Annotated in this window: 29 protein-coding genes and 1 riboswitch; of the genes, 14 read left to right on the top strand and 15 right to left on the bottom strand. The window is 61.0% G+C overall.

Translation table 11 applies throughout. The features are described from left to right. The first annotated feature begins 233 nt into the window (after nt 1-233). The 3 genes from CFBP6623_RS02995 (at nt 234) to CFBP6623_RS02985 (ending at nt 2,942) form a co-directional block, all read left to right on the top strand. Nucleotides 234-1,142 carry an ABC transporter permease gene (locus CFBP6623_RS02995; RefSeq protein ID WP_046798607.1) on the top strand — a complete coding sequence of 303 codons (909 nt, stop codon included), beginning with the start codon at nt 234-236 and terminating at the stop codon, nt 1,140-1,142. Next, the gene (locus tag CFBP6623_RS02990) at nt 1,135-2,271 is read left to right on the top strand and encodes a quaternary amine ABC transporter ATP-binding protein (RefSeq protein ID WP_046798606.1); all 1,137 of its coding nucleotides are present in this window, start codon (nt 1,135-1,137) and stop codon (nt 2,269-2,271) included. Before CFBP6623_RS02995 ends, CFBP6623_RS02990 begins: the two co-directional genes overlap by 8 nt. A 383-nt stretch (nt 2,272-2,654) precedes the next feature. After that, the gene (locus CFBP6623_RS02985; RefSeq protein ID WP_046798605.1) at nt 2,655-2,942 is read left to right on the top strand and encodes a hypothetical protein; all 288 of its coding nucleotides are present in this window, start codon (nt 2,655-2,657) and stop codon (nt 2,940-2,942) included. 10 nt (nt 2,943-2,952) lie between these two features. On the opposite strand, the gene dmeF is transcribed toward CFBP6623_RS02985, so the two are convergent. Together dmeF and dmeR are read right to left on the bottom strand one after the other, a co-directional pair. Beyond that, nucleotides 2,953-3,951 carry a CDF family Co(II)/Ni(II) efflux transporter DmeF gene (gene dmeF / locus CFBP6623_RS02980; RefSeq protein WP_046798604.1) on the bottom strand — a complete coding sequence of 333 codons (999 nt, stop codon included), beginning with the start codon at nt 3,949-3,951 and terminating at the stop codon, nt 2,953-2,955. Between the two features lie 90 nt (nt 3,952-4,041). Further along, nucleotides 4,042-4,314, bottom strand: a complete 273-nt coding sequence (gene dmeR / locus CFBP6623_RS02975) for a Ni(II)/Co(II)-sensing transcriptional repressor DmeR (RefSeq protein WP_003509296.1) — start codon at nt 4,312-4,314, stop codon at nt 4,042-4,044. 127 nt (nt 4,315-4,441) lie between these two features. Here dmeR and CFBP6623_RS02970 point away from each other — a divergent pair, with 127 nt between their 5' ends. From CFBP6623_RS02970 to CFBP6623_RS02950, 5 genes are all read left to right on the top strand, one after another. Then, the gene (locus CFBP6623_RS02970) at nt 4,442-4,795 is read left to right on the top strand and encodes a hypothetical protein (protein WP_046798603.1); all 354 of its coding nucleotides are present in this window, start codon (nt 4,442-4,444) and stop codon (nt 4,793-4,795) included. A gap of 110 nt (nt 4,796-4,905) precedes the next feature. Beyond that, nucleotides 4,906-5,319: a MerR family transcriptional regulator gene (locus CFBP6623_RS02965; RefSeq protein ID WP_046798602.1), complete on the top strand. Its 414-nt coding sequence runs from the start codon at nt 4,906-4,908 to the stop codon at nt 5,317-5,319. A 79-nt stretch (nt 5,320-5,398) separates the two neighbouring features. Further along, nucleotides 5,399-6,364, top strand: a complete 966-nt coding sequence (pip, locus tag CFBP6623_RS02960) for a prolyl aminopeptidase (RefSeq protein ID WP_137002494.1) — start codon at nt 5,399-5,401, stop codon at nt 6,362-6,364. A 184-nt stretch (nt 6,365-6,548) separates the two neighbouring features. After that, complete coding sequence (locus CFBP6623_RS02955) at nt 6,549-7,037, top strand: GNAT family N-acetyltransferase (protein ID WP_003509304.1); 489 nt, start codon at nt 6,549-6,551, stop codon at nt 7,035-7,037. A gap of 21 nt (nt 7,038-7,058) precedes the next feature. Further along, a complete protein-coding gene (locus CFBP6623_RS02950) occupies nt 7,059-7,625 on the top strand; it encodes a type 1 glutamine amidotransferase family protein (RefSeq protein ID WP_062653671.1) in 567 nt (188 codons plus the stop codon). A 174-nt stretch (nt 7,626-7,799) separates the two neighbouring features. Here the strand turns inward: CFBP6623_RS02950 and CFBP6623_RS02945 are convergent, their stop codons facing one another. The 6 genes from CFBP6623_RS02945 to CFBP6623_RS02920 all read right to left on the bottom strand — a co-directional run bounded on the left by CFBP6623_RS02945 (nt 7,800) and on the right by CFBP6623_RS02920 (nt 11,839). Next, nucleotides 7,800-8,114 carry a hypothetical protein gene (locus CFBP6623_RS02945; protein ID WP_046798599.1) on the bottom strand — a complete coding sequence of 105 codons (315 nt, stop codon included), beginning with the start codon at nt 8,112-8,114 and terminating at the stop codon, nt 7,800-7,802. A gap of 4 nt (nt 8,115-8,118) precedes the next feature. Beyond that, nucleotides 8,119-8,832 (bottom strand): CbtA family protein, encoded by a 714-nt coding sequence (locus CFBP6623_RS02940; RefSeq protein ID WP_046798598.1) that lies wholly within the window; start codon nt 8,830-8,832, stop codon nt 8,119-8,121. An 11-nt stretch (nt 8,833-8,843) separates the two neighbouring features. After that, entirely contained in the window at nt 8,844-9,026 is a 183-nt protein-coding gene (locus CFBP6623_RS02935; protein WP_046798597.1) for a CbtB domain-containing protein, read from the bottom strand. Between the two features lie 160 nt (nt 9,027-9,186). Further along, nucleotides 9,187-9,415, bottom strand: a riboswitch (cobalamin riboswitch). Nucleotides 9,416-9,506: 91 nt separating this feature from the next. Then, complete coding sequence (locus CFBP6623_RS02930; RefSeq protein WP_046798596.1) at nt 9,507-10,427, bottom strand: cytochrome c; 921 nt, start codon at nt 10,425-10,427, stop codon at nt 9,507-9,509. A gap of 87 nt (nt 10,428-10,514) precedes the next feature. After that, nucleotides 10,515-10,949, bottom strand: a complete 435-nt coding sequence (locus tag CFBP6623_RS02925) for a c-type cytochrome (protein ID WP_046798595.1) — start codon at nt 10,947-10,949, stop codon at nt 10,515-10,517. Between the two features lie 245 nt (nt 10,950-11,194). Continuing rightward, on the bottom strand, nt 11,195-11,839 hold the full coding sequence (locus CFBP6623_RS02920) for a LysE family translocator (protein WP_046798594.1): 645 nt from the start codon (nt 11,837-11,839) through the stop codon (nt 11,195-11,197). A gap of 132 nt (nt 11,840-11,971) precedes the next feature. Here CFBP6623_RS02920 and CFBP6623_RS02915 point away from each other — a divergent pair, with 132 nt between their 5' ends. Continuing rightward, complete coding sequence (locus CFBP6623_RS02915; protein WP_046798593.1) at nt 11,972-12,682, top strand: helix-turn-helix transcriptional regulator; 711 nt, start codon at nt 11,972-11,974, stop codon at nt 12,680-12,682. Here the strand turns inward: CFBP6623_RS02915 and CFBP6623_RS02910 are convergent. After that, the gene (locus CFBP6623_RS02910) at nt 12,671-13,516 is read right to left on the bottom strand and encodes a metallophosphoesterase (protein WP_046798592.1); all 846 of its coding nucleotides are present in this window, start codon (nt 13,514-13,516) and stop codon (nt 12,671-12,673) included. The two genes, CFBP6623_RS02915 and CFBP6623_RS02910, sit on opposite strands and share 12 nt — an antisense overlap. Before the next feature lie 123 nt (nt 13,517-13,639). Further along, entirely contained in the window at nt 13,640-14,242 is a 603-nt protein-coding gene (locus CFBP6623_RS02905) for a superoxide dismutase (protein ID WP_046798591.1), read from the bottom strand. 220 nt (nt 14,243-14,462) lie between these two features. Here CFBP6623_RS02905 and CFBP6623_RS02900 point away from each other — a divergent pair, with 220 nt between their 5' ends. Continuing rightward, the gene (locus CFBP6623_RS02900) at nt 14,463-14,807 is read left to right on the top strand and encodes a hypothetical protein (RefSeq protein ID WP_046798590.1); all 345 of its coding nucleotides are present in this window, start codon (nt 14,463-14,465) and stop codon (nt 14,805-14,807) included. Between the two features lie 67 nt (nt 14,808-14,874). Here CFBP6623_RS02900 and CFBP6623_RS02895 read toward each other — a convergent pair whose 3' ends face one another. After that, the gene (locus tag CFBP6623_RS02895; RefSeq protein ID WP_046798940.1) at nt 14,875-15,417 is read right to left on the bottom strand and encodes a GNAT family N-acetyltransferase; all 543 of its coding nucleotides are present in this window, start codon (nt 15,415-15,417) and stop codon (nt 14,875-14,877) included. A gap of 96 nt (nt 15,418-15,513) precedes the next feature. Between CFBP6623_RS02895 and CFBP6623_RS02890 the strand changes: the two genes are divergently transcribed. After that, entirely contained in the window at nt 15,514-16,401 is an 888-nt protein-coding gene (locus CFBP6623_RS02890; protein ID WP_046798589.1) for a LysR family transcriptional regulator, read from the top strand. A gap of 184 nt (nt 16,402-16,585) precedes the next feature. Here CFBP6623_RS02890 and CFBP6623_RS02885 read toward each other — a convergent pair whose 3' ends face one another. Both CFBP6623_RS02885 and CFBP6623_RS02880 read right to left on the bottom strand, forming a co-directional pair. Continuing rightward, nucleotides 16,586-18,934 carry a methyl-accepting chemotaxis protein gene (locus tag CFBP6623_RS02885; protein WP_046798588.1) on the bottom strand — a complete coding sequence of 783 codons (2,349 nt, stop codon included), beginning with the start codon at nt 18,932-18,934 and terminating at the stop codon, nt 16,586-16,588. A 166-nt stretch (nt 18,935-19,100) separates the two neighbouring features. Beyond that, nucleotides 19,101-19,982, bottom strand: coding sequence for a branched-chain amino acid aminotransferase (locus tag CFBP6623_RS02880; RefSeq protein WP_046798587.1), 882 nt, complete (start codon nt 19,980-19,982; stop codon nt 19,101-19,103). A gap of 330 nt (nt 19,983-20,312) precedes the next feature. Between CFBP6623_RS02880 and tam the strand changes: the two genes are divergently transcribed. After that, the gene (tam, locus tag CFBP6623_RS02875; RefSeq protein ID WP_046798586.1) at nt 20,313-21,083 is read left to right on the top strand and encodes a trans-aconitate 2-methyltransferase; all 771 of its coding nucleotides are present in this window, start codon (nt 20,313-20,315) and stop codon (nt 21,081-21,083) included. A 2-nt stretch (nt 21,084-21,085) separates the two neighbouring features. Here the strand turns inward: tam and CFBP6623_RS02870 are convergent, their stop codons facing one another. Together CFBP6623_RS02870 and CFBP6623_RS02865 are read right to left on the bottom strand one after the other, a co-directional pair. After that, the gene (locus CFBP6623_RS02870) at nt 21,086-21,454 is read right to left on the bottom strand and encodes a VOC family protein (protein ID WP_046798585.1); all 369 of its coding nucleotides are present in this window, start codon (nt 21,452-21,454) and stop codon (nt 21,086-21,088) included. Between the two features lie 48 nt (nt 21,455-21,502). Further along, nucleotides 21,503-22,213 carry a helix-turn-helix transcriptional regulator gene (locus tag CFBP6623_RS02865; protein WP_046798584.1) on the bottom strand — a complete coding sequence of 237 codons (711 nt, stop codon included), beginning with the start codon at nt 22,211-22,213 and terminating at the stop codon, nt 21,503-21,505. Nucleotides 22,214-22,405: 192 nt separating this feature from the next. Between CFBP6623_RS02865 and CFBP6623_RS02860 the strand changes: the two genes are divergently transcribed. Beyond that, the gene (locus tag CFBP6623_RS02860; RefSeq protein WP_046798583.1) at nt 22,406-23,332 is read left to right on the top strand and encodes a bestrophin family protein; all 927 of its coding nucleotides are present in this window, start codon (nt 22,406-22,408) and stop codon (nt 23,330-23,332) included. A 110-nt stretch (nt 23,333-23,442) separates the two neighbouring features. Further along, complete coding sequence (locus CFBP6623_RS02855) at nt 23,443-24,270, top strand: aldo/keto reductase (protein WP_046798582.1); 828 nt, start codon at nt 23,443-23,445, stop codon at nt 24,268-24,270. Nucleotides 24,271-24,287 lie beyond the last annotated feature (17 nt).

Here is a 24,287-nt window from a genome sequence, read left to right as displayed (position 1 = left end):
TGGGGTTGGCGCAAGCCGCTTACCCCCCTCTGCCCTGCCGGGCATCTCCCCCTCAAGGGGGGAGATCGGCAGGGCGCGATTTCGCCACTTCATCCGCAACCATCGAGATGGGCGAGACCTTGCCGCAGATCGATCTCCCCCCTTGAGGGGGAGATGTCCGGCAGGACAGAGGGGGGTGCCCCGCGCTCCAGCCTTAACCGCCCATCCCAAACCCCAAAGGGAAAACAACAATAATGGCCCTCTGCAATTACCTGCCGGACCTGCTCTGCAAGTTCCCGGCCATCGACAACTCCACGATGCGTGTGGTACGCAAGACCATCGATGATGGTTTTCGCGACATCGTGCGCAATTACGGCGATGCGATCGATGTGATCGTGCATCCGTTGCAGCTGTTCCTCAATTCCTCGGAGCGGCTGTTCATCCAGACGCCGTGGATCATCACGATGCTGGTCATTCTGGCCATCGTGCATCTGGCCGGGCGCAGCCTGAAGATCACCGGCGGCACCGCCATCTCCCTGCTGATGATCGGCGCGGTCGGCCTGTGGCGCGATGCCATGACGACACTGTCCATCGTCGCCATCGCCACCCTGATCGCCATCGTCATCGGCCTGCCGCTCGGCATCCTGATGGGACGTTCCGAACGCCTGCAACGCCTCATCAATCCCGTGCTCGACGTGATGCAGACCCTGCCCAGCTTCGTTTATCTCATCCCCGTGGTGGTGATTTTCGGCATCGGCAAGGTACCGGGCCTGATCGCAGTGGTGATCTATGCCATTCCGCCCGTTATCCGCCTGACCAGCCTCGGCATCCGCCTGGTGGACCGCGAGGTGCTGGAAGCGGCGGACGCCTTCGGTTCTTCCAACCGCCAGAAGCTGTTCAACGTGCAGCTGCCGCTGGCGCTGCCCACCATCATGACCGGCATCAACCAGACCATCATGATGGCGCTCGCCATGGTCGTCGTCGCCTCCATGGTCGGTGTCGGCGGGCTTGGCAAGAACGTGCTGCAGGCCATCAACAACCAGTTCTTCACGGTGGGCTTCCTGAACGGTTTCGCTCTGGTCGCCATCGCCATCATGTTCGACCGGGCAAGCCAGGCTTTTGGCAAGCGCCTGCAGAAATACCGCGAGGTCTCCCATGGCTAAAAGCATCGAAATCAAGAATCTTTACAAGATCTTCGGCAAGCATCCCGAGAAATACCTCGAAGCGGTGCGAGCAGGCATGGACAAGGTGGAGCTGAATGACAAACACAGCCACGTCCTTGGCCTCAACAACATCAACATCACCATGCCGGGCGGCAAGATCACCGTCGTCATGGGCCTTTCCGGCTCCGGCAAGTCGACGCTGATCCGCCACATCAACCGGCTGATCGACCCGACGGCGGGCGAGGTTCTCTATGACGGCGAGGATATCTGCGGCATGAGCGCCTCGGCGCTGCGGCAGTTCCGTCGTCACAAGACGGCGATGGTGTTCCAGAAATTCGGCCTTTTGCCGCATCGCACCGTGCTGGAAAACAGCGTCTACGGGCTCGACATCCAGGGCGTGCCGCGCAGCAAGAGCGAGGAAAAGGGCCGTTACTGGCTGGAGCGCGTCGGCCTTGCCGGTTACGAGGATTATTATCCGAACCAGCTTTCCGGCGGCATGCAGCAGCGTGTGGGCCTTGCCCGGGCGCTTGCCAATGACGCCGATATTCTTTTGATGGACGAGGCCTATTCGGCGCTCGATCCGCTGATCCGTGTTGATATGCAGACCATGCTGCTCGATCTGCAGCAGGAGCTGAAAAAGACCGTGGTGTTCATTACCCACGATCTGGACGAGGCTTTGCGGCTCGGCGACCACATCGCTATTCTCAAGGACGGCGAAGTGGTGCAGCAGGGCGACGGGCAGAGCATCATCCTCTCTCCTGCCGATGGCTACGTCACCGACTTCGTGCGCGATGTCAATCGTGGCCGCGTATTGCAGGCCACCACGGTCATGGAGCCGCTGGACAGCAAACCGGAAGGCATGTCGGTGCCTGAGAACGCGACGCTGGAAACCATTGCCCGCGATATGTCGGAGGCCAACGAGACTCAGGCGCATGTGGTTGATGAGGATGGCAAGCCGGTCGGTTCGATCGGTCTCGACACGCTGGTGGCGGCGATGGTGACCCCGGCTGCGCAGGAACCGGACACCACGGTTGAGGCGGTGACGCCCGCGCCGCAGAAGGCCGAGACGGTGGAGGAGCCTGCGAAGGTGCGGGAGGCGGTTTTGCCGGTGGAGAAGGAAACGGCATAGTTCGATAAGTTTTGAGGTTCACTCCTCACACCGAACTGGTCATCCCTCACCCCTCACCCCTCACCCCGCACTCCGCGTCATCCTCGCCCTTGAGGCGAGTATCCACGGCCGGACGCTATGGAGCTTAAAAATGGATCCTCGCCTCAAGGGCGAGGATGACGTGGAGGGTGGGGCGAGGAGGCCTGTAGTAGCGTCGGCATCGCTTCATCTTATTCGTCTCCGTTGCGCGCCATCAGGGAGTATCACTTCCTCTTCCCCGCCTAAACGAAGCACCACTTCACCGCCTGTCAAGCCGGGACAGTCGCTGCAACGCAACAAGCGCAAGTTTCAGACAAGTCGCCGCCGTTAACCCTTCGTTAACTTTTGAACGCGGAATCACCGACATGCAGATCGAAAGCAATATCGGCGGATACAATTATCAGGGACGTATCCGCGAGATCGAAAAAACCGGCAGCGCGCAGAGCACACCGGAGGAGCAGGCCGTCAAACGCGGCCCCGGCAACCCCACCGTTTCCAGCACCATTCTTTCGCATTCGCTGGCCAACGTGTTGTGGGCCGTGGGCAATGGCAGCGCGCCGGCCTATCAGGATACGCCCGCAGTGGCTTCCGCCGAGGACAAGGCGGAAGCACAGGCCGAGTGGGTGCGCAGCGCCTATTCCGAATACGAATAGGCGATTCTTCTCAGGCCCTTGCCGGGCTGACCTCCACCGTCACATGCGAGAGTTCATGTATGGCGGCAAGTTTCTGCTTGTAGAAAGCCGGCGCTTGCGGCGCCTGCGACTGGATCGCCACGATGGCGGCATGGTGCCCCGGCCCCACCTGCCAGACATGCAGGTCGGTGATGCGATCCTCTTCCGTCTCGACGCTTTCACGGATTTCCTGCGGCAGGTCTTCCGCATGCGGCATGGCATCGAGCAGGGTTGTCGCCGTCGAGCGCACCAAGCCCCATGACCAGCGGGCGATAACCAGACCGCCAACGATACCCATTGCCGGATCAAGGAAAGACCAGCCGTTCCATTTGCCGAGAAGCAGGGCGACGATGGCGAGTACCGAGGTCAGCGCATCCGCCAGCACATGCAGATAGGCGGCGCGCAGATTATTGTCCCTGCCGCCCTTTGCTGCGCCATGGTCTCCATGATGCGCGTGCGAACCGTGATCGTGGTTGCCGTGGCCGTGATGGGCATGTGAGCCGTGACCATGGCCGTGGTCATGCCCGTGATCGTCCTTCAATAGCACGGCACTGACGAGATTGACGGCAAGGCCGATGACGGCGACGATGATCGCCTGGTTGAAGTCGATTTCGACCGGATTGACGAGGCGCATCGCACTTTCGACGGCGATGAGCAGCGCCACCACCGCCAGCACGATGGCGCTGGCAAAACCCGCGAGATCGCCGAACTTGCCGGTGCCGAAGGTGAAGCGCGGGTTGCGCGCCTCGCGCCGGGCATAAAGATAGGCCAGCGCCGAAATCAGCATCGCGCCCGCATGGGTGGACATGTGCCATCCGTCAGCCGTCAGCGCCATGGAGCCGAACCAGTTGCCGGCGACGATTTCGGCCACCATCATCACGGTGGTCAACGCGATGACCATCCACACGCGCTTTTCATTGCGCTCATGGTTCTGGCCTAGAAAAACATGGTCGTGGCCGGTCGCGGCAGGGAATTCGGATGTCGTCGTCATGTCGCTAATCCTGTTCGATCTTCAAGGTGTTTTTTCCACGCATGTCTTCTCCCCCAAAATCGCGGACACTTTTTTTGGGGGGGGGACGCGCTAGCGGATGTAGGTCTTCAGCACCTGAGCCAGCTCTTCCGCCGCCCGCGCCCGCTCGTCTTCATTTTCGGCATGCACCACATGTTCGTGCAGATGCTCCTGCATCACCTCCCCCGTCAGGCCGGATAGCGCACCACGCACCGAAGCCAGCAATTGCAGCACCTCGCCGCAGGGCTTGGCATCATCAAGCGCACGCTCCACCGCCTCCATCTGGCCCTTGAGGCGACGGATGCGGGCGAGCAGCTTCTCCTTGTTGCGGATCGTATGGGACATAAGCACCTCATATAGTATAGGGGGGTATACTATATTGTGTTGGTTTTTCGTTCAAGTCCTGCGTGACGCAATCCTCGCGAATGTTTCGGCCCCTAAAAATACCCCATCAGAACTTGGGGACTCAGTCATGACGACTATCGCAGCAACCACCACCAGCTATTATGCATCTCCGGTCCGGACCGTTGAGCCGACGAAAAACAGGGAAACCCACTCCACCACCGAAGCCCTGCTGGAGTTGACCCGCGCCGCACACCGCGCCATCTCGAGCGCCGAGAGCGTTGCCACGGCGGTCGCACCGGCTGCCGCCAGCGTATCGGCCGGTCTTGCCGCCGCATTGTGGAATCTCGATAGCGGTGCCTCCGATGCGGCCAAGCCGGCCGTTGAAATGGCGACCGCCGCCCAGCCTGAAGCCGCCGCCAATATCGAGAACGAAGTTCTGAAGGCATTGGCTGAAGCGCTGGGCGTGAACGAAGCGGCCTGACCCCATTGAACAGCAGGCAAAAAAGCCATATCTCTAGAGACTAGAGCATCGGATGATGAGCGGCGGGACCATTCCCGCCAATCGACTGCGTCCGCGATATGGAGAAAGCCATGCTGTCCATCGGTGAATTGTCGAAACGCACCGGCGTCAAGGTGCCGACGATCCGTTATTACGAGCAGATGGGCCTCATCCGTGAGGCGGATCGTTCGGATGGCAACCAGCGCCGTTATGAAAAATCCGATCTCGAAAGGCTGGCCTTCATCCGCCATGCGCGCGATCTTGGGCTGAACATCGATGCCATCCGCGAGCTGATCGCGCTCAGCCAGCACCGGCAGATGCCCTGTGAGGGAGCGGATCGCATCGCCGCCGAACATCTGGCCGATGTGCGCGAAAAAATTGCCAAGCTCAGGAAACTGGAACACGAGCTGGAACGCATCGTCGCCCATTGCGACGGCCATTCCATCGAGGATTGCTACGTCATCCGTGCACTTTCCGACCACGGCATGTGCGGCGGCGAACACTAGGCCCAAGCCGGAACAGGGCTGACATTCCACTGTCATCTGCGCCCTGTATGCGCTCTCCTGCTTGAGGAAGGGATGCCGGATGGCCGAAATATTTTCCGAAACCACCCCGTTCGACACTGTTTTCCTCGACGTTTCCGAAGGCCACAGGCTGCATGTGACGATTGCCGGCAATCCGGCGGGACGGCCGGCGATCCTGCTGCATGGCGGCCCCGGTTCCGGGCTTTCGGCGACTGCCAGACGCTACTTCGATCCCGCCCTTTACCGCATCATCCAGTTCGACCAGCGCGGCTGCGGCAAAAGCACGCCGAATGCTAGCGAGAGCCTTGCGCACAACAGCACACATCACCTGATCGACGATATGGAGGCCATCCGCTTCGCGCTTTCGGTGGATGACTGGCTGGTTTATGGCAGCTCCTGGGGCGCCACGCTCGCGCTGGCCTATGCCCAGCGCCACCCAAATCGGGTGCGCGCGATGGTGCTGGCCGGCGTCACCACCACGCGGCAAAAGGAGATCGACTGGCTTTACAAGGGGCTGGCGATGTTTCTGCCGCAACAGTGGCAGCGTTTCATCGCGGCTATCCCGGATCACATGGCGAAGGAAGATCCCGTCGGCGCGTATCTCCAGCTTTTGAACGATCCTGACCCGGCCATCCGCCGCATGGCAGCACTTGAGTGGCATGTGTGGGAGGCGGGCTCGATCAGCGCGGAGGCAAGCTCGGCCTTTCCGGAAAAATGGCGCGACGCCGATTATATTCTGACCCGCGCCCGCCTCTGCGCCCATTACTTCCACCATGCGGCATGGCTGGAGGACGGCGTGCTTCTCCGCAATGCCGGCCTGCTTTCCGGCATTCCCTGCGTGCTCATCCAGGGCATGCGCGACCTGCAGGGACCGCCCGTCACCGCTTGCGAACTTGCCGCCGCATGGCCGGGAAGCGAGCTGATGGCCATAGGTGCAGCCGGGCATTCCACCGGGGATGCGGGGATGCGGGGATGGAAGATGCGATTGTTTCAGCAATCGCACGATTTGCAAATTGAAGCCGCTTGACAGATTACGGATTCGGGCGCATTGCAATGACATGATCAACGAACGCGCACCCATCTCCTGCTCGTACTTTTGGGCCTACCTTTAAGGGCGGCTCGACAGATCATATTGTCAACAAGCCGCCGTCAGGCGGCTTTGTTGTTTTCAAACGTCCTGACGGCACCGATAAGACCAAAGGACCGAAAAAATGACCGAAGATAGCTCCCTTACACTGGAAAGACCGCCCGTCGTCATCATTCGCGGCGCGCGCAAGACGGATTTGCCCGAGCTTAACGAGATGATCACGCTGCTTGCCTCCTACCATGGTGATGCGGCGGCAATCACGCCCGCCAAGCTTGAGCGCGACCTGTTCGGCCCCCTGCCCTGGGTGCATGGTCTCGTTGCCGAAGCCGATGGCGCGCTGATCGGCTACGCACTGCTTCTGCCGCTCTACAGGGCGCAGGAAGGCCGGCGCGGGCTTGAGCTGCACCATCTCTTCGTGCGCGACGGTCATCGCGGCCACGGCACCGGCCAGCATCTGGTTTCCCGCGCCCGTGATATCGCCAAGCGGCTGGGTTGCGACTATCTGTCCGTCAGCGCCACGACCGGCAATGTGGCGGCGCATCGTTTCTACGAAAACATGGATTTCGCGCCGCGTCCGGTTACCGGCATGCGCTACATGCAGTCCATCGCCTGATCAAAACCGACGGAGACGGCCATGACACGGATCGCCATTGCGCTGGCACAGGATTTTGCGGACTGGGAACCGGCGCTGCTTGCGGCGGCGGCACGCAGCTATCTCGGCGTCGAGATCGTTCATGCCAGCCCGGACGGGCAGCCGGTAACATCGATGGGCGGGCTGAATGTGACGCCCGAAACCTCCTATGCTGCGCTTGATCCTGACAGCATCGATGCGCTCGTCATTCCCGGCGGTCTCAGCTGGGAGAAGGGCACGGCCGCCGATCTTGGCGGGCTGGTGCATCGCTTTCGCGAAAAGGACCGGCTGGTTGCCGGTATCTGTGCGGCGGCAAGCGCGCTGGCGGGCACGGGTATCCTGAACGAGGTCGCCCATACCGGCAATTCGCTCGCCTCACACAAGGCCTATCCGGCCTATAATGGCGATGGTCTTTATCGCGACCAGCCGAAGGCGGTGAGCGATGGCGGCATCATCACGGCAGCCGGCAGCGCGCCGGTGAGTTTTGCGGTGGAAATTCTGAAAAACCTCGGCCTCTTTGGTCCGGAAGCCGAGGCGGAACTTCAGGTTTTTGCAGCGGAGCATCGGTAAGGCGCAGCCGTCTTGATGCCGTACAATCTCTCCACTTCCCCGTCATTCCGGCCTTGAGCCGGAATCCAGCCGACCCGCGTCTGCGCGACGAGAAGAGTCTTTTCAGCCCAGGGACCTGGGCTGGCTGGATACCGGCTCAAGGCCGGCATGACGGAAGTGGGAACATCAGGCCAGTCAGTGCCGATCAAGCACCCGGCAGACACGCGCCGCAAACTCCGGCCCCTCGCCGGCAATCGCACGGCGGATATCGCGGCTGTTCAAATGCAGGCTGCGGCCGGCGGGCAAGTTTGATCGTTTGATCTTGGCGATTGCCGCAGCGGCAAAGGCAGCTTCGTGGTCATAAAAATAGGCAAGCGCCGCATCACGATCAGGACTTGCGCCCAAAACTGCCTTGAAGGCAAGGCGGTGCACGGCGCAGAAAGCGCCGTGACCGGGAACGGCAAAACGCAGCGCATCGAGTTCGTCACTCCACTCCGCTGCGTCCTGCATGGATTTACGCCGACTGGAAGCGTTTCAGGAAAAACGCGCTCAATGTACCAAGCAGCGCCCAGAAAACGAAGCTGGTGATGGTGGCGGCAACGATGAACTGCCGTTCCAGCGGCAGCGGCGCCAGCGCATGTTCACCTTCCGGCGGCAGCGGCGCGCCCACCACATGCGGCGCGACGATCAACACCAGAGCCATAACGATGGCCCAGGGCTCGCGGCGGAACGCAATCAGTGCAATGCCGCCCGCGGTTGCGGCAACCGTCGAGAGCCACCAGATCTGCCGTGCCTCAAGTGCTGCGGCCGGGCTTCCCGGCAATTCCGGCGGCAGGCCGATCATCGGTGCGAGCATCACGGCGGCAAAACCGGCAACGCCCCACAGAAGGCCTTCGCGCCAGCCGGCATCGGTGCCGCGCAGCGAGATGAGACCGGTCAGAACAAGCGCGTAACCGATGGCCGTCAGCACATTGGCAGCAACAGTATAGGCGGTGCGCTCGAAACCATCGGCTGGAGCCCATGCCTCGTCATTATGCTCATGGGCGGGAACAGCAGCGCCGGGTGCTGCCGCATCATGGCTGTGGGCCGCTTCGCCGCCGGCGCTTTCAAAGGTTTCGGCCTGAAGGATGAGCGGCGTGGTGCCGAAAGCCTGCATGGCCGAGACGGCCAAACCGCCGACGACGCCGACCAGAACGGCGGTAAAAACGATATTGCGAAAAAATGACATGCCGTTTCCCCTCAATGGCAGGGGAAGGCATTGGCATGACGCGTGTCATGCGCGGCATTGTGAACAGCTTCCACATGCGAAAAGCCGACAAAACCGACGACGAACAGGCCCAGCACGATCGCCGTCAGCGATTGCGCGAAGCTGCCCGTTTTTGCTGAAACGGCTGCATTGGCCGTATTCTGCTGGATAGACATGGTGACCCCTCTCCCGGCGCGACCCCGCGCCATAAGAAGCGGCCGAATGGCCAAAGCCACAAGACCGCATATGATACACTTCACCACGGGGATACGAGACTGACACAGGGATATCGAACCGACGACCCTGACATTCCGCTCTTCCGGACACCCCGCCGGCATGGACATTTCCGCGATGGCAGGTCTCCTGGCTTACGGGTCAAAACCTGAAACACCTTCCCGGCATCGCCCTCGCCTTGAATAGGGGCGAGATGGCTTGCCAGTGGCATTTCGTTTCAGGCTCTCCGCTCACAGTTGCGGGGGCAGCCACGAATGAGGATCGGCTCCCTATCGTGTTCCCTTTTCACCTTCCGGAACGCCCGGAAGGAACCATCACGGTCATGTTATCCGCCGGGTAAGTGCGGGAGTCAATGGCGGCGAGATGTTCATACGGCCGGTAACGCACCTCATTCAATGTCATCCGTCGGGCGAAGTATCGCCTTACCGAGACGGGATCGCCTTAAGGTAGGCGGCAATGGCATTGCGGTCTTCGGCGGTCAGACGCGCCATGTTCTGCTGCACCTTGACCATGGAGCCGCCGACGCTGTCGAATTCCGGGGTGAAGCCGGTTTCCAGATAACCGGCAATATCGGCCGTCGTCCAGGCGCCGATGCTCTGAGAGCCGGGCGTGATATCGGGGATACGGCCCTCACCTTCCGGGTTGGGGCCGCCGGCCAGCCATTTGTCTTTCAGGAAACCGCCGAGAGCGTCGCGCGGGGTATGGCATTCGCCGCAATGGCCCGGCCCTTCCACCAGATATTGGCCGCGCAGCAATTCGGCATTGGCATTGGCAAGCTCGACGCGCGGCGGGGCGGAGGTGTCGAAATACAGGAACTTCCAGCCGCCGAGCGCCATGCGCAGGTTGAAGGGAAACGGCAGATCGTGATCCGGCGCGTCATTCTGGCTGGCCGGCAGGGTTTTCAGATAACCGAACAGGTCGTTGACATCCTTCTGCGTCATGCGCGCATAGGAAGCGTAAGGGAAGGACGGGTAAAGATGTTCGCCGTTCTTTCCCACCCCGCGCGTCATGGCATCGCCGAATTCCGCCAGCGTCCAGCTGCCGATGCCGTGCTGCGGATCAGAGGAAATATTGGGCACATGGAAGGTGCCGAAGGGGCTTTTCAGCGGCTGCCCGCCGGCGAGCGTCCGCAACGCGTCACCCGTGGCATCCGGTGCGGCATGACAGCTTGCACAGCCACCCGCCCAGAACAGCGTTTCGCCATTGGCCAGATCCGGCTCGCCAAGGCTGACCCAATGGCTGGGCGCCTGACGCTGCGGCGCGGTGACCCAGGCGAAAATGCCATAGCCGGCAATGGCCGCGATCACGGCCCCACCCACAAGCTTCGTCCAAATGGAAGACATACCCCTCTCCCCATTCCCACCCGAGTTGATCAGGTGTCTTTCAACGTGAAAAAACGCCGCCGGGAAGCGGCGTTTTGAAATTCGTGATTATTTCTTCAAACGATAGGTCTGGTGGCAGGTGCCGCAATCGGCGCCGAGCGTCTGCATGGCGGTGGTGACGCCCGCCTGATCGGTGGGGAGATTGGCAAGAACCGTATCGGCATCAGCACCGAGCTTGGCCGCCTTGGCCTTGAAGTCCTCGAAATTTTCCCAGATGGCCGGAGCCGCCGCGCTTCCAGTCTCGGTGCCGGCGGGGAACTGTTCGGGGAAAGCCTTGGCATTGGTGCTGATGGTCGTGACGGCAGCCTTGACGGCTTCGGCATCGAAGGGCTTCTGGCCCTTGGAGATGGCAGCGAGCGCACCCATGGAACCGCCAATCTGCTTCATCATGCCTTCGCGTTTTTCGACTTCGCCGGCAGCATAGACCGCTCCGGCGCAAAGACAGCCGAAAAGCATGGCCGCCGCGATGGTTTTCAGTTTCATACACTCTCTCCTTGATTCCGGCAGGTGCCGGACGCTTGATGGAACGGCGCGAGGATGCCCTTTCCGCATGGCGAAAAGAAGTCACATTGCGGTGAATTCCGCCGTGAAAACAGAAGTCTAGAGTATCAGGCCGAAAAGTATCTGACGGTTGTCCCACAAGGCCCCGTGACAAAACAACGGGCCTTGGCAGAGCATTCGTTGGTGTGCGGGGAATGGCCTCCCTGGAGCGGCAGTATCTGTTCGTCTTATTCGCCGAGGCTCCACGACAGGGCTTCCCAAAATGTCAGCAGCGCTGCGGCAACCAGCATGAAACCGGCAGCGCGACCGATGAAGATCGTGGCGCCGGGGGAAGACACCAGCCATTGCCGGCTTTTATCCGCCGTCAGCGCCAGCGCGCCATAAACGGTAAACTGCGTTACCGCCACCATCACGCCCATCACCAGCCCCTGCATCCAGATCGGACCATAGGCAGGGTTGAGAAATTGCGGGTAGACCGCCATCATGAACAGATAGGCTTTCGGGTTGGAAAGGCAGGTCAGCACCGCCCGCCAGAACGCTTTTTTCACTGAGGCGCTCGCCTGCGCCTCATCGCCATTCACGACGATTGCGCTGCGCATCAGGCCGATGCCGATCCAGACCATATAGGCAGCGCCGGCAATGAGAAGCGGCAGGAACAGCGACGGCATCCAGGTGGCGAGCAGGCCAACGCCGGCCGCGCCATAAAGCGAATGCACGATGCCGCCGGCGCTCATGCCGCTTGCGGCCGAAAGGCCGGTTTTCTTGCCGCCCGTCAGCGCACTTGCCAGCACGAACAGCATGTCCATGCCCGGCAGGATGATGATGCCGAACAGGAGCAGAAAGAAAAGCCAGAGATTTTCGGCGTAACTCATGTCAGTATCTCCCCAGACGGTTCGCGGCACATTTAGGAATATGCATGTTTCTCAATGTGTTTTGCCGTTTATAGGAAAAGCCAACTGACAGCATTGTGTCAGTTGTCTTGAAAAAACGCCGGGAAAATGTCAATGCGCAAGGCGTCGAGACTGTTCGAGATCATCCAGATCCTGCGACTGGCGCGCCGGCCAGTCACGGCACAGACAATCGCCGACAAGCTGGAAGTGACGGCGCGTTCGGTCTATCGCGACATAGCCGCCCTTCAGACCATGCGGGTGCCCATCGAAGGCGAGCGCGGCGTCGGTTATATTCTGCGACCCGGCTTCAGCCTGCCGCCGCTGATGTTTTCCATCGAAGAGACCGAGGCAATCGTGCTGGCGCTCGCCATGGTTGGCCGCTCCAGTGATACCGAATTGCGGCAGGCAGCGAAAAAGGCCAGTGACAAGATTGCCGCTTCCCTGCCCGAACCCCTGTCCAAAACCCTGTCGGCCAATGCCCTGCATGCCTGGGGCAGCATCGCACCCGCGCCTGTCGGCATCGATCTTGCGACGGTCAGGCGTGCGGTGCGCGATGAAGAACGGCTGGAAATCAGCTATCGCGATGAAACCGGCACAGAGACCCGGCGGCAGATCCGGCCCATTGCCGTGATCTATTATTCGGAGACGGTGAATATCGTCGGCTGGTGCGAGTTACGGCAGGCGATCCGCAACTTCCGCTCGGACCGGGTCTTGACCTGCGAAAGCACCGGCAGCTTTTTCAAGCTGGAAGGTGAAAAGCTGCGGCAATTGTGGATGAGCGGCTGGCAGAGCAACCAGCCGGGCATTCCATCCTCACAGCCGTAAGAGGCGATCCTCCTCGCGGCCAAAACCGCGAATGACGATCCGATCTTCGAAAACATCGGCGATGGCGAAAGTGTTCTGGTCGGGCGTATCCACCATGCCCTTGAAATTGACGAAGTGGGTGTTGCCCAGCACACCGTAATTGCCTTCGTGATTATGGCCATTGAACCATGCGACGGCTGAAGAATGGGCGCTGAGAAGATCGACAATGCGGGGCGCGTCCCACATGTTGTGAGCGTTTTCCGGATAAAGCGGATAGTGGCACAGCACGACCACTTTTTCGCCGGCCGCGTCCGATTTTTGCAGGACGTTTCGCAACCATTCGAATTGCTCGTCGCTGAGCGAGGCGTTCCAGTCCTGTGCATTGATCGCGCCCGCTTGCTGCAGGTGCTTCAGCCGCTCCTGCGCAAGTGCACGACGCGGATCGCCGAGCGGCGGGGCGAAGAGACTGACCTCGTTGCCATCGAGCACGGCGAAGCGGACATTGCCGATGGCGAAGTCATGCCAGGGCGCCGGCATGCCAAGGCGGGCATGGATGGCGGTCAGATGCTCCGGCGCGACTGAAAAATCATGATTACCCGGCAACAGGACCGAGGGATGGCGAAGCCCGTCATAAACGCTGAGGATGGCATCGAAATTGTCGAAACCGCGGTCGATGATGTCGCCAAGCGTCACCACAAAGGCGAGGTCCTCTTCGTTGAAGACGGCGATCGCCTCGGAGAGCTTTTTCGGGCTTTCGGCATAATAGCGGCCCATGTCCGGACGGGGATCGGCATTGGCATATTGGGGATCGGCGACGATGCCGAAGGAGAAGAGAGGCTTGCTTTTTTCACTCATGATGCGCCGCGATAAACCCGGCTGATGACAGGCTTGTGACAAGCGGCCGGAACGGCACGCGCGCCCCAAAAGCAGAACACCCGGCACAAAGGCCGGGTGTTCAAAAATTCCGTTCGCCAAGCCTTACTTGGCAGCGGCTTCGTAACGCTCCAGGACGTAGTCCCAGTTGATGAGGTTGTCAACGAAGGCTTCGAGGTACTTCGGGCGCAGGTTGCGGTAGTCGATGTAGTAGGAATGTTCCCAGACGTCGACGCCGAGGATGGGATCAGCGCCATGAACCAGCGGGTTTTCGCCGTTCGGGGTCTTGGAGATTTCGAGCTTGCCGTTCTTGACGGAGAGCCATGCCCAGCCGGAGCCGAACTGGGTGGTGCCGGCAGCAATGAAATCAGCCTTGAACTTGTCGTAGCCGCCGAGATCGGAAGCAATCGCCTGTTCCAGCTTGCCCGGCAGCTTGTTGCCGCCGCCGCCCTTCTTCATCCACTTCCAGAAATGGACGTGGTTGTAGTGCTGGGCAGCATTGTTGAAGAGGCCGGCATTGGTGCCAAAGGACTTCTTCACGACTTCCTCGAGCGACAGGTCGGAAAGACCGGCTTCGGCAGCCAGCTTGTTACCGTTGTCGACATATGCCTTGTGGTGCTTGTCGTGATGGAACTCGAGCGTCTCGCGCGACATGTAAGGTGCAAGCGCGTCGTAGTCGTAGGGGAGTTCGGGAAGTTCGAAGGCCATGGTTTTTACTCCTTTTTGCAGCGGGTTACCGCTCCTAGAAACCGTGTGAGCGGACCATAGGAGCGAACCTCTGTTTGGGCAACCTGCGAAATATCAAAATGTTCCGACAAAAGAGAAAATTCGTCTCTAGCCAGCCGCCACCACATTTGTTTCACAACCCTGGCGTACCGTTTTGCACCCTATCGGTTCGCTTTTACCGAAAATGCAGGAAGGAAATTCCATGACGCGCTTCATCACCCGAAACATTCTCTTCTTCGCAGCCTTCGCATCCCTGGCACTCCCCGCCGCCGCATCATCGGATGATGCGTGGAAGGAATTCGTGGCGGATGTGCAGACCGCCTGCCTTGCGGACGCCAGGGACATGATCGAGGATGCCAAGGCAGTGGTTGATCCCGTCGGCAGCGAGAATTACGGCCTTGCCATCCTTACCGGCAAGGCGAAAGGCGCGGATGCGACGGTCAGCCATATCTGCGTTTACGACAAGAAGACCAAGGCCGTGGAACTGGGCAGCGAGCTGGCCGGCGATACGCTGAAGGTCGAAATCCCCGGCTCCACCAAGCCTTAATTCTTCCAGCGAGAGCGGGATTTCAGGCGAAAACCGCTCACGGTTTTCGCCATTCCTCCCTGACGACTCAGAAACGCGGCGTGGTGTCACCCTCGCCCAGCGCACGCTGCATCAGCACCGTATCCAGCCATTGGCCGTGTTTCCAGCCAATGGATTTGAAGGTGCCGACATGCTCGAAACCGGCGGCACGGTGCACGCCGATCGAGGCGGCATTGGCCGAATCGCCGATGACCGCGATCATCTGCCGGAAGCCGCGTGCGGTCGCCTCCGCAATCAGCGCATCGAGCAGCTTGCGGCCGATGCCCATGCCTTTCATGGCCGGATCGACGTAAACGGAATTCTCGACCGCCGCGCCATAGGCCGGGCGGGCGCGATAGGCGCCGGCATAGGCATATCCGGCTACCTTTCCGCCGACATCGGCGACGAGATAGGGATAGTTACCCTCCACCAGAAGGCGACGGCGCTCGGCCATCGTCTCCACCGTTGGCGGATCGATCTCGAAGCTGGCGCGGCCATGAAGCACGGCGTCCCGGTAAATTTCGGTAATGGCTGGAATATCCGTCTCTTCACAGGGGCGGATGGTAGGGCTGGAAACGGTGGGAAGGGTCATTCTCTTGTCCTGCGGATCATTCACGCCATCATTTTGCATTGCGGCGCATCCAAAATAAAGATTATCTATCTTATACAAACGATAAGGTTTTCTTTGATGATGGACCTCGATCTGCGGCAGGTGCGCAGTTTCATGGATGTGGCTGATCTCGGCAGTTTTTCCGCCGCCGCCGACAAGGCTGGGCTGACGCAGCCGGCCATCAGCCTGCATATAAGGCTGCTCGAAAAGCAGCTTGGCGTGCGGCTGATCGAAAGGGTCGGCAGACGCGCGCAGCCGACAGCGGCGGGCCGGGATTTTCTCATCCATGCAAGGCGGATTGCGGAAGAAGTGGCGCATGCCATCGATACCGTCGCGCCGCATCGCAGCGGGGTGACGGGACGCCTGCGCATCGGCACGGGCGCCACCGCCTGCATCTACCTGCTGCCGCCGGTGCTGGGCCGCATCCGGCAGGCGATGCCAGGCATCGAAATCATCGTGCAGACCGGCAATACCCACGATATCTTGCGGCTTCTGGAAGCCAATACGATCGATGCGGCCGTGGTGGCCCTGCCCGCCAGCGGACGCAGCCTCGATATCCGCGATATTCATCTCGACGAACTGGTCGCGGTTTTCCCGCATGGCGCCGTCGCTGATGCAACGGCACTCACCGCCGAAACACTTTCGACGCGACCACTGCTGCTTTACGAGGGCGGCAATACGCGCAGGCTGGTGGATCAGTGGTTTTCGACGAGCGGCCGCACCGTGCAGCCGGCCATGGAACTGGGCAGCGTCGAGGCGATCAAGAAACTGGCGGGCGCGGGCCTTGGCCTTGCCATCGTGCCGCGCATGGCGATGGAGCACGAAGGGGCGGCGTCCGGGCTTGAATGGCGCTCTCTCGTCCCGCCGCTCGAAAGGCGGATCGCGCTGGCGATGAGACGCGACAAACATATGACCGCGCCGCTGCGGGCGCTTGCCGCTGCGCTGCCGGACCTCCGGAAACGATGAAGCCCGCACCTGTTGCGGATGCGGGCTCGGGCAGTTGAGGAGGACACTTTTCTTCCGTCATGCCGAACTTGATCCGGCATCCAGCCACGGCGCGTCTGCGCCGTGAAAGGACTCTCTCGCGATCAAAGACTTGATGACGGCGGGTGGATGCCAGTTCCTCGCCATATCCAACGCTGGATCGCCTTCAGAACTCCGCCCAGTCATCACCCCTCACGGCCAGCGCCGCATTGCCGCGTGCGGCAACCGGGCGGGCCTTCAGAGCAGGATGGGCCGGAGTGCGGGTGGGGCTTGCGCCGCGCCGCATCTGCCTTGCCGTCTCATGCAAGGCGGAGGCCTGCTGGCCGAGCTGGAATTGTGAAAGCAGCGCCTGGAGATTGGCGCATTCCTGCGCCAGCCCCGCGCCAGCCGCGTTCATTTCCTCAACCATGGCGGCATTCTGCTGCGTGGCCTGATCCATGTGGTTGACGGCGGTATTCACCTCGGAAAGACCGGCCGACTGTTCCTGCGCCGCCGTGGCGATGGCGTCCATATGGGTGTTGACGGACAGCACCAGCTGTTCGATCTCGGAAAGCCCGACGCCGGTATCGGCCACCAGCCTGACGCCTTCGCCCACGGCGATGGCGGAGGTGTTGATCAGCTGCTTGATTTCCTTGGCAGCATTGGCAGAACGCTGCGCCAGTTCGCGCACTTCCTGCGCCACGACGGCAAAGCCCTTGCCGGCATCACCTGCCCGCGCCGCCTCAACGCCGGCATTCAGCGCCAGAAGGTTGGTCTGGAAGGCGATTTCATCGATGACGCCGATGATCTGGCCGATCTGGCGCGAGGAATGCTCGATGCGTTCCATGGCGGAGACGGCATCGCGCACCACCTTGCCGGAAAGATCAGCCTTGGTGCGCGCATCGCGCACCGTGTCGCGTGCATCGCTCGCCCGCTTGGAGGTGGCGGTGACATTGGCGGTAATTTCCTCGAGCGCGGCGGCGGTCTCTTCCAGAGACGCGGCCTGCTGCTCGGTGCGGCGGGACAGATCGTCGGAGGCGGACGAAACCTCATGCGCGCCACCGTTCACCGTCTGGACGGAGTGGCCGACGCTTGCCAGCGCCTCGCGCAGCTGGTGGACGGAGCTGTTGAAATCATGCCGCAGCGCCTCGAATTGCGGCGCGAACGGCGTGGCGATCTCGCAGACCATATCACCGGAGGCAAGCCGGCGAAGGCCGCCGGCCAGCGAGCCGGTCGCCTGATTGAGCCGTTCCTCGGCCTCGGCTTCGGCGCGCTGCTGCAATTCGACGCGGTCGCGCTCGGCCTTGTCGCGATTGGCGTCCGCCTGCATCTCCAGCTCGCGGTTGCGAATGGCCGCTTCGCGGAAGATTTCCACCGCGCGGGCCATCTCGCCGATTTCGTCGCTGCGTCTGGAGCCGGATACATCGACGGTCAGGTTGCCGGTGGACAATTCCATCATCGCTTTGGTCAACCGGCTGATCGGGCGGGTGACGCGGCCGATGATGACGGCAAGGCAGAGAATGCAGACCCCAAGCGTGAGGATGAAAGCCGCGAGATAGATCATCGCGCCGATGAAGGCCTGCTGCTTGGCCTTTTCAGCGCTTGCATTGAGAACCTCCATCGCTTCGGAGGCGATTTTCGCGACCGTATCGAGGCTGGCCGTGACCGTATTGCGCCATGTATCGATGGTGAAGGACGGCGTGCGGCCGTTATTCAGATCATCGACAAGCTTGGCGCGCTGCGCGACGAAATCGCCCTTGAAATAGGTCCGGTCGGCAGTGGCGTAGATATCCTTCAGGGCTTGCGGCGTTGATTCATGCGCGACGAGTTCGCCGGTGGCTTTCCACGCAAACGCCGCGCCGGCATCGAAATTGCCGAGCTGCTGGATCTCCTGCGGGGTAAGCGGCCGCTGCTGGGCGACGACCGCATTGATGACGACGGTGGCGCTGCCGCCGAGAGCGCGCGCCGACCAGCCATAGGATCTGAGCTGTATGAGACCGGTCAGGCTCTGGTCCAGCGAGCGAACCTCTCCCTCCACCGCGGTCGATCCCGTCTCAAGTGCGGTCAGGAAATCCTGCCCGAGCGCCAGCACGGTCTTGTCCAGCCCGTTTTCGCGACGGTCGAGCGGCAGGGTAACGTTGGCGTCGACCTTTTTGCGCAATTCCTGAAATTGCGTGTAGATATCCTTTACGCGGGCAAGCGGCGCCTGAAGGCCAGCCTGATCAAGTGCGGCAGACTGTTCGAGGAAGGCGCTCATCGCCGCATCCACCTTCTGGCGCGATGCCTGCACGCTGGCGATGGTATTGGCGGTCTTCGCCGGATCGACGGTCAGCGCCGAGGCACTGTTGCCGCGTTCGCTGCGGAAATTCAGCAGGGCGTTAAACAGCAGCCTGTCGAGCGAAACGAGCTGCGCGACGTCCGAAAACGTGCGGGCGCGATGAACGGATTGCCACATGGCGTTGCCGACAAAACCCGCAAGTGCGATGCCGACAACGAGAAAAAAACCCACAAGTATATTGCGTATGCTGAAAAACATTGGTGGCCCCCATAGCCTAAATCGATAATGCCGCAGACTACAGGGTGGTTTTCTAAAATTGGATTAAATTGCCCCTTAATTTTCAGGGTAAATATCGCAAGGCAAAATAAAAGCCGCGACGGTTATGGACCCATCGCGGCTTCTGAAAACAGGACTTGCTGAAGGCTCAGACGTCGGTGCCGAGACGCGCCCAGTCCATGTAAAGATCGAGCGCCTTGCGCGCCACGGGTCCGGCCTGCAATTCCCGGTCATCGAGCTTCACGACCGGCGATACTTTCGAATAATTGCCCGAGCAGAAGATTTCATCGGCCTCGCGGAAATCCTCGACCGACAAGGTCGCCTCGCGCACATCGAAACCGGCCTGGCGCAGCAGGCCGATCACCCGCGAACGGGTGATGCCGGCAAGAAAAGTGCGGTTCGGAACCGGGGTGAGGACGACGCCGTCCTTGACCATGAAGATGTTGGCGGAGGCCGACTCGGCAACATTGCCGTTCATGTCGCGCATGAGGGCGTTGTCGAAGCCGCGCGAACGGGCTTCCAGAATGGCGCGGCCGCTATTGGGGTAAAGGCTGCCGGCCTTAGCGTCTGTCATCGCGGTTTCCGGCGAAGGACGGCGCAGCGGCGAGACGGTGAGCGTCAGCGGCTTGCCGGCATCCATCGGCGCTTCGAAAAGGCAGAGCGCAAAACGGGTGGAACTGGCATCCGGCGCCACGACGCTGCCGGGCATGCCGTGTTCGGCCCAATACATCGGCTTGATATAGATCGCCATCTCGCCGTCGAATTTCTTGACGCCTTCCAGCGCCAGGGTCTCGATCTCTTCCGCCGTCATGGTCGGCTTCATGCCCATATTGACGGCCGAGCGGTTGACGCGCTGGCAATGCAGATCGAGATCGGGCGCCACGCCATCGAACCAGCGCGCGCCGTCAAACACCGTGGAGGCCAACCACATGGCATGCGAGGTCGGGCCGATGAGCGGCGGATTGCCAGGCAGCCATTGACCGTCAACATAGGTCCAGGTGGTTGATCGGGGTGCGGTATCGACGCTCATGATGGTCTCCTGTCTCAAGCGTTTCGGTAAAAACGCTCCGTCTTTTTGTCTTGCAGCAATTCCCGGCGCAAAACGCTTTGCACTTTATTGGAAATGCTCTGGAAATCGGCCGGAGTGAATGCCTCTCGCCTGATGAGGTCAAGTTTTAATTGCCGCGATTTCAGATTTTGATGGAAAATAACAAAGCGACACCCCGGGAAAGATGTTTTATGAGGCGAAACAAAAGGTTGGTGAATAGGTTCATCACAATAATTCATGCATCGGATGATGGCGGCGCTATTTCGCCCGTGCGATGCTCACGGTCTTACAGCTCTCTTGCAGGAGGAAATCATGGCATGGTCCGCCCAGCAATATCTCAAATTCGAAGATGAGCGGACACGTCCCGCCCGGGACCTTCTGGCGCAGGTGCCGCTGGAGCGGGTGCTGAACGGCTATGATCTCGGCTGCGGGCCGGGCAATTCCACCGAGCTTCTGACCGACCGTTATGGCGTCAATGTCATCACCGGCATCGACAGCGACGACGACATGCTGGAAAAGGCCGCGGACCGGCTGCCGAATACACGTTTCGGCAAGGCCGATCTTGCCCAGTGGAAGCCGGCGCAGAAGGCGGACCTGCTTTACGCCAATGCGGTTTTCCAGTGGGTGCCGGATCATCTCACCGTTCTCTCGCAATTGATGGACCAGCTGGAAAGCGGCGGGGTTCTGGCCGTGCAGATGCCCGACAATCTGCAGGAGCCGACGCATCGCGCCATGGAGGAGACCGGGGCCAACGGCTCCTGGAAAGACACATTTGCCGATGGCAGGCTGCGGCGCAAACCCCTGCCCGCGCCATCCGACTATTTCAACGCACTGGCGCCGAAAGCCGCCCGTGTGGATGTGTGGCACACCATCTACAATCACCCGATGAAGGATGCGGAAAGCATCGTCGAATGGGTCAAGGGCACCGGGCTTCGCCCCTATCTCACCGCCGCCGGCGAGGAAAACCACGAAGCCTTCCTCGCCGACTACACGCGGCGCATCGAGGCGGCCTATCCGCCGATGGCGGACGGCCGCCTGCTTCTGCGCTTTCCACGGCTGTTTGTGGTTGCGGTGAAGAAGTAACGTTAGCCCGCGAAGGCATAGACCCTGAGACGGTGGTTGTCGGGGTCGGTGGCCGTAAAGGTATAGCCGAATTCCATTTTTGCGGGCTGCTGCAGCATGGCGACGCCTCTTGCCTGCCAGCCGGCGAAAGTCTCATCCACCTGAGCGTCGTTTTCGACACGGAAGGCAAGCTCGCCGCCACCGCCCGTCGCCGCTACCTTCGGCTCCACCGTGTGACGCGACCAGAGGCCGAGCTTCATGCCGTTCTGAAGCACGAAAAGCGAGAATGTGGGCGAGGATTCGACCGGCTCCGTACCCAGCAGGGTCTTGTAAAACTGCGTGCTGGCCGGCGGGTTATCGACATAGAGGATGGTGAAATCGGGGTGGGTCATGGTCGTTCTCCTGTGTTGCGGATGAACGATGTCTAGACCCGCCTGCTGTCAGTTTTTGTCAGTATGATCCCGCCGCCGCCGCTGTTTTTCGCGGTCGCGCCATTCTTTCAGCAAAGCCTGCCGGCGGCGGGGATAACGGCTGTCCATCGGTCGGAAAGTTTCGATGCGATCGGCCCGGAAACTGCGGAAATCCTGCCGCGTCTCACACCATGCCAGCACCACCCGCACCAGATCGAAAAAAGCGAGTGCGAAAGGCCAGATCACCCGCTCCGTCAACTCTCCCTTTTCGTCACGATAGGTTATCACGACCTTGCTCTCCTTGCGGATCGTATCGCGAATTTCGGCGAGATCGATGCGGATGGTTGCCACGGCTTGCCCGGGGCCGATGAGCAGCGTGGAATTGTCGAGTTCTTCGCGCAGGGCATCGGGAAGCACGGCGGCGATCTTGACGAGCGCAGCACGCGCGGCTTCGGCCAGCCCTGCATCGGCACGACCCGCCACCCAGCGCGAACCCAGCACCAGCGCCTCGATTTCCTGCCCGGAAAACATCAGCGGCGGCAAAAGGAAGCCGGGGCGCAGCACATAACCCACGCCGGCCTCGCCCTCGATATCCGCGCCCTGCGCCTGAAGCGTCGCTATATCGCGGTAGAGCGTGCGCAGGCTGACGCCGGTCTGCGTGGCAAGGGCCGCACCGCTGACCGGCATGCGGTGGGAACGCAGGATCTGCAACAGATCAAGCAGCCGTTCTGAGCGTGACATGCGACATTTCCTTCCATCCGCCAATCCGGATCGTGCCGCCGACATTTCGCCGACGCGACCCGAGGGGTAACTCCGCCCGCTGCCGGGCGCAACCGCGCAAAAAGGAGTGGACAAGCCCGACGTGCCATCATGTAAATATGTGCGGGGATTTTCGCGTTCCCGCCACCATCACAGGCATTTTGAGTCTCCACCATGATCGTTCGTCCAAAACCGAACCTGCTGCAACTTTTCACCATCCTGCGCGGCTCCATCGTCGTCCGCATCTTTCCGCAGGTGCTTGCCGTTTTCCTGCTGTCGACGCTGGTTGTCTGGGCGCATAAGGTCCGGCCGGATCTGGTGCAGGCGCTGAACGGCGCGCCATTTTCGCTGCTCGGTATTGCGCTTTCGGTGTTCCTCGGCTTTCGCGCCAATGCCTGTTACGACCGCTGGTGGGAGGCCCGCAAGCAATGGGGCGCGCTGATGACCGTGGCGCGCACGCTGGCACGCCAGAGCACCATGCTCGAAAGCCGGCAGGATGTCGCCGATCCCGTTGCCCGCCGGCGGATCATCGATCTCGCAATCGCCTTCTGCCATGCGCTGGTCTCGCATCTGCGCCCCGGTGACGCAACCGCCACCGCAGCCCGCCTCATTCCCGATGACATTTCGCAGACCTATGCCCGCAGCCGCAACAAGCCGGACATGCTGTTGCGCGAAATATCCGGCGCCTTCGTTTCCGCCAATGCGAAGGGGCAGATCAGCGATATACAGTTGCAGATGCTGGATGCCACCGTGCAGCAGATGGCGGCCGCACAGGCCGCGTGCGAGCGTATTCGCCATACGCCTGTTCCCTTCGGTTATTCGCTGCTGCTTCACCGCACCGCGCATCTCTTCTGCCTGCTTTTGCCGTTCGGTTTCACGGATCTGCTCGGCTGGGCCACGCCTTTCACCAGCACGCTCATCGCTTATACGTTTTTCGGTCTCGATGCGCTGTCCGACGAGCTGGAAGACCCCTTCGGCTCCGGCTTCAATGCGCTGCCGATCAATGCGCTTGCCACCACCATCGAAATCAATCTGCGCGAGGCGATGGGCGAGACCGATCTGCCGGCCGACCCGCGCCCGGTGGATTACGTGCTGATGTGATATCGTCCCGCCGGGTTGAAACCGATTGCGCGGACACCAGTTAATGAAAGACGGCTTCCCCGCCCGGCATCCCGCGCCGGCCATGTTTTCAGCAAACAGGAGAGACATCCATGTATGACGTCAGCGCGAATGGCGCGAATATTCCCGCCCTCGGTTTCGGCACCTTCCGCATTCCGGAAGACGATATCAGGCGCATTCTGCCGGAGGCGCTGAAACTCGGCTTCCGCCATGTCGATACCGCGCAGATTTACAAGAACGAGGGGGCCGTCGGTGAGGTCATCGCGCAATCGGGCATTTCCCGGCATGATATCTTCCTGACCACCAAGGTCTGGGTGGACCGTTACCGTCACGACGATTTTCTCGCCTCCGTCGATGAAAGCCTTGCGAAACTGAAGACCGACCATGTCGATCTGCTGCTGCTGCACTGGCCGAAAAGCGATGTGCCGCTTGCCGAACGCATGGGCGCGCTGAACGCGGTGCGCAAGGCCGGCAAGGCGCGCAATATCGGCATTTCCAACTTCAACGTGGCGCTGACCGACGAGGCGGTAAAACTGTCGGACACACCGCTTGCCACCAACCAGATCGAATATCACCCCTATCTCGACCAGACGAAGGTGATTTCGGCGGCGCGCAAACACGGGATGTCGGTGACGGCCTATTATCTGATGGCCGACGGCCGGGTGCCGAACGATCCCGTGCTGCAGGATATCGGCGCGAAGCACGGCAAGACCGCCGCGCAGGTGACCCTGCGCTGGGCGGTGCAGCAGCCGGATATCGTGGCGCTTTCCAAGACGGCGACGGAAAGCCGCCTCAAGGAGAATTTCGATGTTTTCGATTTTGCGCTGTCGGAAGAGGAAATGCAGGCCATCCACGCGCTTGCAAAGCCGAATGGCCGCATCGTCAGCCCCGGCCACCTCGCGCCCGATTGGGACGACTGAGGCAACGGGGCCATCCG

This window comes from Agrobacterium tumefaciens, assembly GCF_005221385.1.
GTDB lineage: Bacteria > Pseudomonadota > Alphaproteobacteria > Rhizobiales > Rhizobiaceae > Agrobacterium > Agrobacterium tomkonis.
Note: the sequence above shows the minus strand (reverse complement) of the source record. Positions and strands in the feature narration are given on the sequence as shown.

Coding starts and splice junctions, on each gene's coding strand:
- CFBP6623_RS02910 (WP_046798592.1), bottom strand. CDS start 13,516: ATGAGTGAAAAAAGCAAGCCTCTCTTCTCCTTCGGCATCGTCGCCGAT.
- tam (WP_046798586.1), top strand. CDS start 20,313: ATGGCATGGTCCGCCCAGCAATATCTCAAATTCGAAGATGAGCGGACA.
- dmeF (WP_046798604.1), bottom strand. CDS start 3,951: ATGACGACGACATCCGAATTCCCTGCCGCGACCGGCCACGACCATGTT.
- CFBP6623_RS02890 (WP_046798589.1), top strand. CDS start 15,514: ATGATGGACCTCGATCTGCGGCAGGTGCGCAGTTTCATGGATGTGGCT.
- pip (WP_137002494.1), top strand. CDS start 5,399: ATGGCCGAAATATTTTCCGAAACCACCCCGTTCGACACTGTTTTCCTC.
- CFBP6623_RS02885 (WP_046798588.1), bottom strand. CDS start 18,934: ATGTTTTTCAGCATACGCAATATACTTGTGGGTTTTTTTCTCGTTGTC.
- CFBP6623_RS02990 (WP_046798606.1), top strand. CDS start 1,135: ATGGCTAAAAGCATCGAAATCAAGAATCTTTACAAGATCTTCGGCAAG.
- CFBP6623_RS02920 (WP_046798594.1), bottom strand. CDS start 11,839: ATGAGTTACGCCGAAAATCTCTGGCTTTTCTTTCTGCTCCTGTTCGGC.
- CFBP6623_RS02965 (WP_046798602.1), top strand. CDS start 4,906: ATGCTGTCCATCGGTGAATTGTCGAAACGCACCGGCGTCAAGGTGCCG.
- CFBP6623_RS02930 (WP_046798596.1), bottom strand. CDS start 10,427: ATGTCTTCCATTTGGACGAAGCTTGTGGGTGGGGCCGTGATCGCGGCC.
- CFBP6623_RS02905 (WP_046798591.1), bottom strand. CDS start 14,242: ATGGCCTTCGAACTTCCCGAACTCCCCTACGACTACGACGCGCTTGCA.
- CFBP6623_RS02955 (WP_003509304.1), top strand. CDS start 6,549: ATGACCGAAGATAGCTCCCTTACACTGGAAAGACCGCCCGTCGTCATC.
- CFBP6623_RS02900 (WP_046798590.1), top strand. CDS start 14,463: ATGACGCGCTTCATCACCCGAAACATTCTCTTCTTCGCAGCCTTCGCA.
- CFBP6623_RS02880 (WP_046798587.1), bottom strand. CDS start 19,982: ATGAGCGTCGATACCGCACCCCGATCAACCACCTGGACCTATGTTGAC.
- CFBP6623_RS02925 (WP_046798595.1), bottom strand. CDS start 10,949: ATGAAACTGAAAACCATCGCGGCGGCCATGCTTTTCGGCTGTCTTTGC.
- CFBP6623_RS02915 (WP_046798593.1), top strand. CDS start 11,972: ATGCGCAAGGCGTCGAGACTGTTCGAGATCATCCAGATCCTGCGACTG.
- CFBP6623_RS02940 (WP_046798598.1), bottom strand. CDS start 8,832: ATGTCATTTTTTCGCAATATCGTTTTTACCGCCGTTCTGGTCGGCGTC.
- CFBP6623_RS02895 (WP_046798940.1), bottom strand. CDS start 15,417: ATGACCCTTCCCACCGTTTCCAGCCCTACCATCCGCCCCTGTGAAGAG.
- CFBP6623_RS02995 (WP_046798607.1), top strand. CDS start 234: ATGGCCCTCTGCAATTACCTGCCGGACCTGCTCTGCAAGTTCCCGGCC.
- CFBP6623_RS02945 (WP_046798599.1), bottom strand. CDS start 8,114: ATGCAGGACGCAGCGGAGTGGAGTGACGAACTCGATGCGCTGCGTTTT.
- CFBP6623_RS02855 (WP_046798582.1), top strand. CDS start 23,443: ATGTATGACGTCAGCGCGAATGGCGCGAATATTCCCGCCCTCGGTTTC.
- CFBP6623_RS02870 (WP_046798585.1), bottom strand. CDS start 21,454: ATGACCCACCCCGATTTCACCATCCTCTATGTCGATAACCCGCCGGCC.
- CFBP6623_RS02950 (WP_062653671.1), top strand. CDS start 7,059: ATGACACGGATCGCCATTGCGCTGGCACAGGATTTTGCGGACTGGGAA.
- CFBP6623_RS02860 (WP_046798583.1), top strand. CDS start 22,406: ATGATCGTTCGTCCAAAACCGAACCTGCTGCAACTTTTCACCATCCTG.
- CFBP6623_RS02970 (WP_046798603.1), top strand. CDS start 4,442: ATGACGACTATCGCAGCAACCACCACCAGCTATTATGCATCTCCGGTC.
- CFBP6623_RS02985 (WP_046798605.1), top strand. CDS start 2,655: ATGCAGATCGAAAGCAATATCGGCGGATACAATTATCAGGGACGTATC.
- CFBP6623_RS02935 (WP_046798597.1), bottom strand. CDS start 9,026: ATGTCTATCCAGCAGAATACGGCCAATGCAGCCGTTTCAGCAAAAACG.
- CFBP6623_RS02865 (WP_046798584.1), bottom strand. CDS start 22,213: ATGTCACGCTCAGAACGGCTGCTTGATCTGTTGCAGATCCTGCGTTCC.
- dmeR (WP_003509296.1), bottom strand. CDS start 4,314: ATGTCCCATACGATCCGCAACAAGGAGAAGCTGCTCGCCCGCATCCGT.